The following is a 7660-nucleotide window of genomic DNA, read 5'->3' as shown; positions in this document are numbered from 1 at the left end:
AAGACAGTCTTGAATCTGATTTGCTCAGCTTTGGGAATCCCAAGAGTCCACGGCTCCTAAGGCGCGTCGCAATCTTTCAAATTCGCTCCTCGCGCTTTAGGTCTTTGTTCTCACGCATGTCGTTGTCGCAAAACCGCTGCACACTTTTGCGCGACATGCTCTAAGGCCGGATGACGCAGACATCGGCCTCATAGTCGCAGGGATCGTCCTGCACGGCGACGTCGATGACCTTTGCTTTCGGTGCTAGCAGCTCCGACCGAGCTGTGGGATAGCCATAGCTGTCGCCCCCGACATAGGTTCCGCCATCGGCCTGATAGACGTAAGACGTGCCGGCATAAGTGTCGCCACCACCACCCCGCGCCTGGGGTACGACGACGATGAGATTGTTGCGGGCGACGCGATTGGTCGCCGGCGATGAAAACTGTTTCAGGAACGGCATTCGTTCTTTGCGGTTCCGATATCGATAGGCGTTGTCGAAACGGATGCCGCGATCGCGCCAGGTCACACGTTCGCCGAGAAGCAGTCCGCCATGAAAAGCGTGGCGGTGGGCGGAAAAGCGACGATCATGGCGGCGGTCGCCGGCTTCGGCGGGAAGTGCAGCAAGTGCGGACAGGGCAATCAAGGCGACTGCGGACAGACTGCGAAACATGGGTGGCCGGCCTCCGGAATTCCGATCCCTAACAAATCGTTAACGCCAGATTGCGCCAAAAGCCGGCGCTTGTCCATTCAGGTCGGACAACCGGCACAAAATTTGAGCGGAAAGGGCCAGTTTTGTTAGCCTGCAAACTTCCCGGTAACGCGAATCGATTAAATTAAAAGCAGACAGCGATTGTGCTTGTCGTCGGCGTTCCCGGTGATTAAACGTCGCAATTGATGCAACGCACACAGAGAATTTTGTCATTCGTGTGGTTGACTGAGCATGCTCCGAAATCCGGGAGCGCAGAGAAGCCGCCGCGAGGTTCTGATGGCGAACGTGACAAATAACCGGCCCCTATCGCCGCATCTGCAAATCTACAAGCCTATTCCCACCATGGTCATGTCCATCGTCCACCGCATTACCGGTGGCGCGCTCTACGTCGGCACGCTGCTCGTTGCCTGGTGGCTGATCGCGGCGGCAAGCGGCCAGGGCTCCTATGACTGGGCCAACTGGGTGCTCGGCAGCCTTCTCGGCAAGCTCGTGCTTCTCGGCTATACTTGGGCGCTGATGCACCACATGCTCGGCGGCTTCCGCCACTTCATGTGGGATCTCGGCTATGGCTTCGGGAAAGAGTTCTCGACCAAGCTCGCCATCGCCAACATCATCGGGTCGCTCTGTCTGACCGTGCTGGTCTGGGTGATCGGCTTCCTCATTCGCTTCTGAAGGTCCTCTCATGGATATGCGCACCCCCCTCGGCAAGGTTCGCGGGCTCGGCTCCGCCAAGGACGGCACGGACCATTTCTGGCGCCAGCGGCTGACGGCCGTCGCCAATGTTCCGCTCATCCTCTTCTTCGTCATCTTCATGCTCGCCTATGCCGGCGCGCCCTATGCGGATGTGGTTCGCGCGCTGTCGAACCCCTTCGTCGCGGTCGTCATGGGGCTGATGGTGATCTCGGGCGTCATCCACATGAAGCTCGGCATGCAGGTCATCATCGAGGATTACGTGCATGGCGAGTTCGGCAAGATCGTTCTCCTGATGCTGAACACGTTCTTTGCGATCCTGATTGCCGGCCTCTGTCTCTTCGCTATTCTAAAAATCGCATTCGTAGGATAAGCTGACATGGCACCGACTTCACCCGCCCAGAATGGCAAGGCCTACAAGTATGTCGATCACTCCTACGACGTGATCGTCGTCGGCGCCGGCGGCGCGGGCTTACGCGCCACGCTCGGCATGGCCGAGCAGGGTTTCCGCACGGCCTGCATCACCAAGGTATTCCCGACCCGCTCGCATACGGTCGCCGCCCAGGGCGGTATCGCCGCCTCGCTGCGCAACATGACGCCGGATAGCTGGCAGTGGCACCTCTACGATACCGTCAAGGGTTCCGACTGGCTCGGCGACGTCGACGCCATGCAGTATCTCACCATGGAAGCGCCGAAGGCGGTCTATGAACTCGAGCATTACGGCGTGCCGTTCTCGCGCAACGAGGAAGGCAAGATCTATCAGCGCCCGTTCGGCGGCCACATGCAGAATTACGGCGAAGGCCCGCCGGTACAGCGCACCTGCGCCGTTGCCGACCGTACCGGCCACGCCATCCTGCATACGCTCTACGGCCAGTCGCTGCGCAACAATGCCGAATTCTTCATCGAGTATTTCGCGCTCGACCTGATCATGTCGGAAGACGGCAGCCGCTGCATCGGCGTCGTCGCCTGGTGCCTCGATGACGGCACGATCCATCGCTTCGCCGCCAAGATGGTGGTGCTGGCGACCGGCGGCTACGGCCGCGCCTATTTCTCGGCAACATCAGCCCATACCTGCACCGGCGACGGCGGCGGCATGGTGGCGCGCGCCGGCCTGCCGCTGCAGGACATGGAATTCGTCCAGTTTCACCCGACCGGCATCTACGGTTCGGGCTGTCTGATTACCGAAGGCGCCCGCGGCGAAGGCGGTTACCTCGTCAACTCCGAGGGCGAGCGCTTCATGGAGCGTTACGCCCCTTCGGCCAAGGACCTTGCCTCGCGCGACGTCGTTTCGCGCTGCATGACACTGGAAATCCGCGAGGGCCGCGGTGTCGGCAAGAACAAGGACCACATCTTCCTGCATCTCGATCATCTCGATCCGGCCGTTCTTCATGAACGCCTGCCCGGGATTTCCGAGAGCGCCAAGATCTTTGCCGGCGTCGACGTCACGCGCGAGCCGATCCCGGTTCTGCCGACCGTTCACTACAATATGGGCGGCATTCCCACGAATTATTGGGGCGAAGTGCTGAACGCCGACGGTGCCAATCCGGAACGGATCATCCCCGGTCTGATGGCTGTCGGTGAAGCCGGCTGTGCCTCGGTGCACGGCGCCAACCGCCTCGGCTCCAACTCGCTGATCGACCTCGTGGTCTTCGGCCGGGCGGCTGCGATCCGCGCCGGCGAGGTGATCGACCGCGCTGCGCCGATCCCGCATCTCAACGTCGCAGCCTGCGACAAGATCATGGACCGCTTCGACGGTCTGCGTCATGCCAGCGGCGGCACGCCGACGGCGGAACTGCGCGAGAAGATGCAGCGCGCCATGCAGGAAGACGCCGCCGTCTTCCGCACGCAGGAATCGCTGGAATCCGGTTGCCGGCGTATCTCGGCAATCTGGGGCGAGATGAAGGACATCAAGGTCACCGATCGTTCGATGATCTGGAACTCGGATCTGGTCGAGACGCTGGAGCTGCAGAACCTGATGGCCAACGCCATCACGACGATCTACGGCGCCGAGGCCCGCAAGGAGAGCCGCGGTTCGCATGCACGCGAGGATTATACCGAGGGTGCGTTCGCCGGCCGCGACGACGTCAACTGGCGCAAACACACGCTCGCCTGGGTCAACGAGGCAGGCGACGTCAAGCTCGACTACCGGCCGGTTCACACCGAGCTCATCGCCGAAGGCATCGATCCCCACAAGATCGAGCCGAAGGCTCGCGTGTACTGATCTCAAGAGGAACCGGACATGGTTGAACTCGCTCTACCCAAGAATTCTCAGATGCGCGAAGGCAAGGTCTGGCCGAAGCCGGCGGGTGCGACGAACACCCGCGAGTTCCGCGTCTACCGCTGGAGCCCGGATGACGGTCAGAACCCGTCGATCGATACCTTCTACATCGATGTCGACGATTGCGGGCCGATGGTGCTCGACGGTCTGCTCTACATCAAGAACAAGATCGACCCGACGCTGACGCTGCGCCGTTCCTGTCGCGAGGGCATCTGCGGGTCCTGCGCGATGAATATCGACGGCACCAACACGCTCGCCTGCACCAAGGGCCTCGACGATATCAAGGGTGCGGTGAAGATCTATCCGCTGCCGCATCTGCCCGTCGTCAAGGATCTGGTTCCGGACCTCACCAACTTCTATGCCCAGCATCGTTCGATCGAGCCGTGGCTGAAGACGGTGTCGCCGGCGCCGGCCAAGGAATGGAAGCAGAGCCACGAGGACCGGCAGAAGCTGGACGGCCTCTATGAATGCATCCTCTGCGCCTGCTGCTCGACCTCCTGTCCGAGCTATTGGTGGAATGGCGACCGCTATCTCGGTCCGGCCGTTCTGCTGCAGGCCTATCGCTGGCTGATCGATTCCAGAGACGAGGCGACCGGCGAGCGCCTCGACAATCTCGAGGATCCGTTCCGCCTCTATCGCTGCCATACGATCATGAACTGCGCGCAGACCTGCCCGAAGGGCCTCAACCCGGCCAAGGCGATCGCCGAAATCAAGAAGATGATGGTCGAGCGCCGGGTTTGATCAGCCTCGGTACCGATGGCGGGATAGACGGCTTCGATCTCGAAGCCGTCACCGAGATCAGCTCGTGGCTTGCCTCGGTGTGCGACGCATCGGTGCTGGTGCAATTCTTCTGCAGGGTGCGCTGGAGCGCTATTCCGGGATATTGCACGAGTTCGACAGGGATCCTGACAGAGATGAACGCGCGCAACACCTTGCTGACAAATTCTATGTGCAGGAAGTTTTGCAGCGGGACAGTTGAACTGTATCGTTTTTCGGTTAGTTGTTGTCACGGGCAATTTATGCCGCCCGACTTGATTAACCAAAGCGAATTACGATAATCGGACTTGTCTCACGCCCGTTTCTCTACGGCGAAGGCCGAATTCAGGAGTATGATGATGCAGTTGCGATATGCGATGACAGGTCTGGTGGTGGTTCTGTCGCTAGCCGGTTGTCAGCGTACGGCATATGATTACAGCTCCAACGCCAGTGCCGGCCCGGCGCCGTTGACGGCGCAGCCGGTTCCCTCGGTGCAGGGCGGGCAGCTTCCCCCACCGACCGGCAGCTCGCAGTTTCCGGCCGCGCCGGCGTCGGCGTCGCCGATGCCGGGTGCCCAGCCTGGCGCAATGGCCGCCAATGCGCTCGATATCACCAAGGAATCGATGGTCGGAAGCTGGCGTGTCAACGGCAGCTGCGACATGTTCCTGACGCTCACCAATCTCGGCAGCGGTTCGCGCGGCGGAACGCGTGGCTGCGTCGGCGAACTGACGGCGATGGGCTCCTGGGAGGTCGCCGGCAAGCAGGTGCTGCTCAAGGACCGCTCGGGCAACCAGCTCGGCAGCGTCTACAAGACGGCCGACAACCGCTTCGAGGGACAGACGAGCACAGGTCAGTCGATCAGTCTGAGCCGGTAAATGTTCCGGCGGGTCTCCGCCGTTGACTGACAGGCGGATATGCCCTTATGCAACCAATGCCGGATTATGCGCTCAGCGTCTGCGAACAGCTTAAAGCGCTGACCGCATCGGGCGCGCTCCAGGTCGATTCCGCCCAGATGGACGTGGCAAAGAGCCTGGACCGGGTGCTCGCCGGGCTGAAGCAGCGGCGACCGGCGGCAAAATCGAGCGCGCTCGGCTGGCTGTTTGCCGCCAAGAAGAAATCCGCCGACGGCATCAAGGGGCTTTATATCCACGGCAGCGTCGGGCGGGGCAAGACCATGCTGATGGACATGTTTTTCGCCTTGGCGCCGTGCAGGAAGAAACGCCGGGCGCATTTCCACGAATTCATGGCAGATGTGCACAATCGCATCGCGGCGCACCGGCTGAAGCTCAAGAACGGCGAGACCAGGCAGGCCGATCCGATGCCGCCGGTCGCCGCAGCGCTCTACGACGAGGCACAACTGCTCTGCTTCGACGAATTCACGGTCACCGACATCGCCGATGCGATGATCCTGTCGCGGCTGTTCTCCGAGCTTTTCGCGCGCGGATGCGTGCTGGTCGCGACCTCGAACGTCGAGCCCGACAATCTCTACCGGGATGGTCTCAATCGCGGCCTCTTCCTGCCCTTCGTCGACTTGCTCAAGCAGCATGTCGATGTCGTCACGCTGGATTCGCCGACCGACTACCGGATGGAGAAGCTGAGCAGCCAGCCGGTCTATCTGGTGCCGATCAACGAGCATAACGACATGGCAATGGATGCGTCATGGACGCAGGCGCTGCATGGGCGCAAGGCGCAACCGCTGGATATTCCGATGAAGGGGCGCCACATCCATGTGCCTCTCGCCGTCGACCGCATGGCGCGCTTCTCTTTCGCCGATCTTTGCGACAAACCGCTCGGGGCGGTCGACTTCCTGGCCATCGCCGAGCGTTTCGATACGGTCTTCCTCGATCACATTCCGTTGCTCGGGCCGGAAAAGCGGAACCAGATCAAACGGTTTATCATTCTTGTCGATACGTTCTACGATCATGCCGTGCGGCTTTACATTTCCGCGGCGGCCATGCCGGAGGAACTGCTGCTGCACCGCCGCGGTACCGAGGGCTTCGAATTCGACCGCACGGCATCGCGACTGTTCGAAATGCGCAGTGCGGAATATCTTGCGCTGCACCATGAAAAACGCGCCGCAGAGTAACAATTTGGTGACAGAATACCTTACGTTTACGTAAGAATTTTTGTATCTAAACGATTGAAAATGCTGCATCAAAATTAATGGATTGCCATTTTTAGGCTTTGGGTCTATGCGATTGCGTCATTGGGCGGTGCCTTGCGCGTCCGTTCGTCGAATTTGATCGCAAAGGAAACAGCGAAATGGCGCGTAACAAGATCGCACTCATTGGTTCTGGCATGATTGGTGGCACGCTGGCGCACCTCGCCGGCCTGAAGGAACTGGGCGACATCGTTCTCTTCGACATCGCGGACGGCATTCCCCAGGGCAAGGGTCTCGATATTTCCCAGTCATCGCCGGTCGAAGGCTTCGACGTCAATCTGACGGGCGCCAGCGACTATTCCGCGATCGAAGGCGCTGACGTCTGCATCGTCACGGCGGGCGTCGCCCGCAAGCCCGGCATGAGCCGCGATGACCTTCTCGGCATCAACCTCAAGGTCATGGAGCAGGTCGGCGCCGGCATCAAGAAATATGCCCCGAACGCTTTCGTGATCTGCATCACCAATCCGCTCGACGCCATGGTCTGGGCGCTGCAGAAGTTTTCCGGCCTTCCGGCCAACAAGGTCGTCGGCATGGCCGGCGTTCTCGACTCCTCGCGTTTCCGTCTTTTCCTCGCCAAGGAATTCAACGTGTCCGTCCAGGACGTCACGGCCTTCGTTCTCGGCGGCCACGGCGACACGATGGTGCCGCTCGCCCGCTATTCGACGGTCGGCGGCATTCCGCTCACCGATCTCGTCACCATGGGCTGGGTCACCAAAGAGCGCCTCGAAGAGATCATCCAGCGCACCCGTGACGGCGGCGCCGAAATCGTCGGCCTGCTGAAGACCGGCTCGGCCTATTACGCGCCGGCCGCCTCGGCGATCGAGATGGCCGAATCCTACCTCAAGGACAAGAAGCGCGTCCTGCCCTGCGCGGCCCATCTCTCCGGTCAGTACGGCGTCAAGGACATGTATGTCGGCGTTCCCACCGTCATCGGCGCCGGCGGCGTCGAGCGCATCATCGAGATCGATCTCAACAAGACCGAGAAGGAAGCCTTCGACAAGTCCGTCGGCGCCGTCGCCGGTCTCTGCGAAGCCTGCATCAACATCGCGCCTGCCCTCAAGTAGTCGCTGGGCTGAAGTAATCGAAA

The 7660-nt window shown here is 60.9% G+C and carries 9 protein-coding genes; 8 read left to right on the top strand and 1 reads right to left on the bottom strand.

Features of this window, described 5'->3' with window-relative positions:
- Positions 1-160 precede the first annotated feature (160 nt).
- Positions 161-649: a hypothetical protein gene (locus G9X64_RS13750; RefSeq protein ID WP_168314802.1), complete on the bottom strand. Its 489-nt coding sequence runs from the start codon at positions 647-649 to the stop codon at positions 161-163.
- A gap of 315 nt (positions 650-964) precedes the next feature.
- Between G9X64_RS13750 and sdhC the strand changes: the two genes are divergently transcribed.
- The 8 genes from sdhC to mdh all read left to right on the top strand — a co-directional run bounded on the left by sdhC (position 965) and on the right by mdh (position 7637).
- Positions 965-1360 (top strand): succinate dehydrogenase, cytochrome b556 subunit, encoded by a 396-nt coding sequence (gene sdhC, locus G9X64_RS13745; RefSeq protein WP_138331774.1) that lies wholly within the window; start codon positions 965-967, stop codon positions 1358-1360.
- Between the two features lie 10 nt (positions 1361-1370).
- Positions 1371-1751: a succinate dehydrogenase, hydrophobic membrane anchor protein gene (gene sdhD, locus G9X64_RS13740; protein ID WP_018448193.1), complete on the top strand. Its 381-nt coding sequence runs from the start codon at positions 1371-1373 to the stop codon at positions 1749-1751.
- A 6-nt stretch (positions 1752-1757) separates the two neighbouring features.
- A complete protein-coding gene (gene sdhA, locus G9X64_RS13735) occupies positions 1758-3599 on the top strand; it encodes a succinate dehydrogenase flavoprotein subunit (RefSeq protein WP_168310263.1) in 1842 nt (613 codons plus the stop codon).
- Positions 3600-3617: 18 nt separating this feature from the next.
- Positions 3618-4397: a succinate dehydrogenase iron-sulfur subunit gene (locus G9X64_RS13730; protein WP_088677571.1), complete on the top strand. Its 780-nt coding sequence runs from the start codon at positions 3618-3620 to the stop codon at positions 4395-4397.
- Complete coding sequence (locus G9X64_RS36200) at positions 4394-4714, top strand: hypothetical protein (RefSeq protein ID WP_246270950.1); 321 nt, start codon at positions 4394-4396, stop codon at positions 4712-4714. The genes G9X64_RS13730 and G9X64_RS36200 overlap by 4 nt, the downstream gene beginning before the upstream one ends.
- Positions 4715-4771: 57 nt before the next feature.
- Positions 4772-5287, top strand: coding sequence for a protease inhibitor Inh/omp19 family protein (locus tag G9X64_RS13725; protein ID WP_168310264.1), 516 nt, complete (start codon positions 4772-4774; stop codon positions 5285-5287).
- 47 nt (positions 5288-5334) lie between these two features.
- Positions 5335-6498: a cell division protein ZapE gene (gene zapE, locus G9X64_RS13720; protein WP_171376709.1), complete on the top strand. Its 1164-nt coding sequence runs from the start codon at positions 5335-5337 to the stop codon at positions 6496-6498.
- Positions 6499-6674: 176 nt separating this feature from the next.
- Positions 6675-7637 (top strand): malate dehydrogenase, encoded by a 963-nt coding sequence (gene mdh / locus G9X64_RS13715; RefSeq protein ID WP_003543522.1) that lies wholly within the window; start codon positions 6675-6677, stop codon positions 7635-7637.
- Positions 7638-7660 lie beyond the last annotated feature (23 nt).

It is taken from the genome of Rhizobium sophorae (genome assembly GCF_013087515.1).
In the GTDB taxonomy this organism is placed as follows: Bacteria; Pseudomonadota; Alphaproteobacteria; order Rhizobiales; family Rhizobiaceae; genus Rhizobium; species Rhizobium sophorae.
Note: the sequence above shows the minus strand (reverse complement) of the source record. Positions and strands in the feature narration are given on the sequence as shown.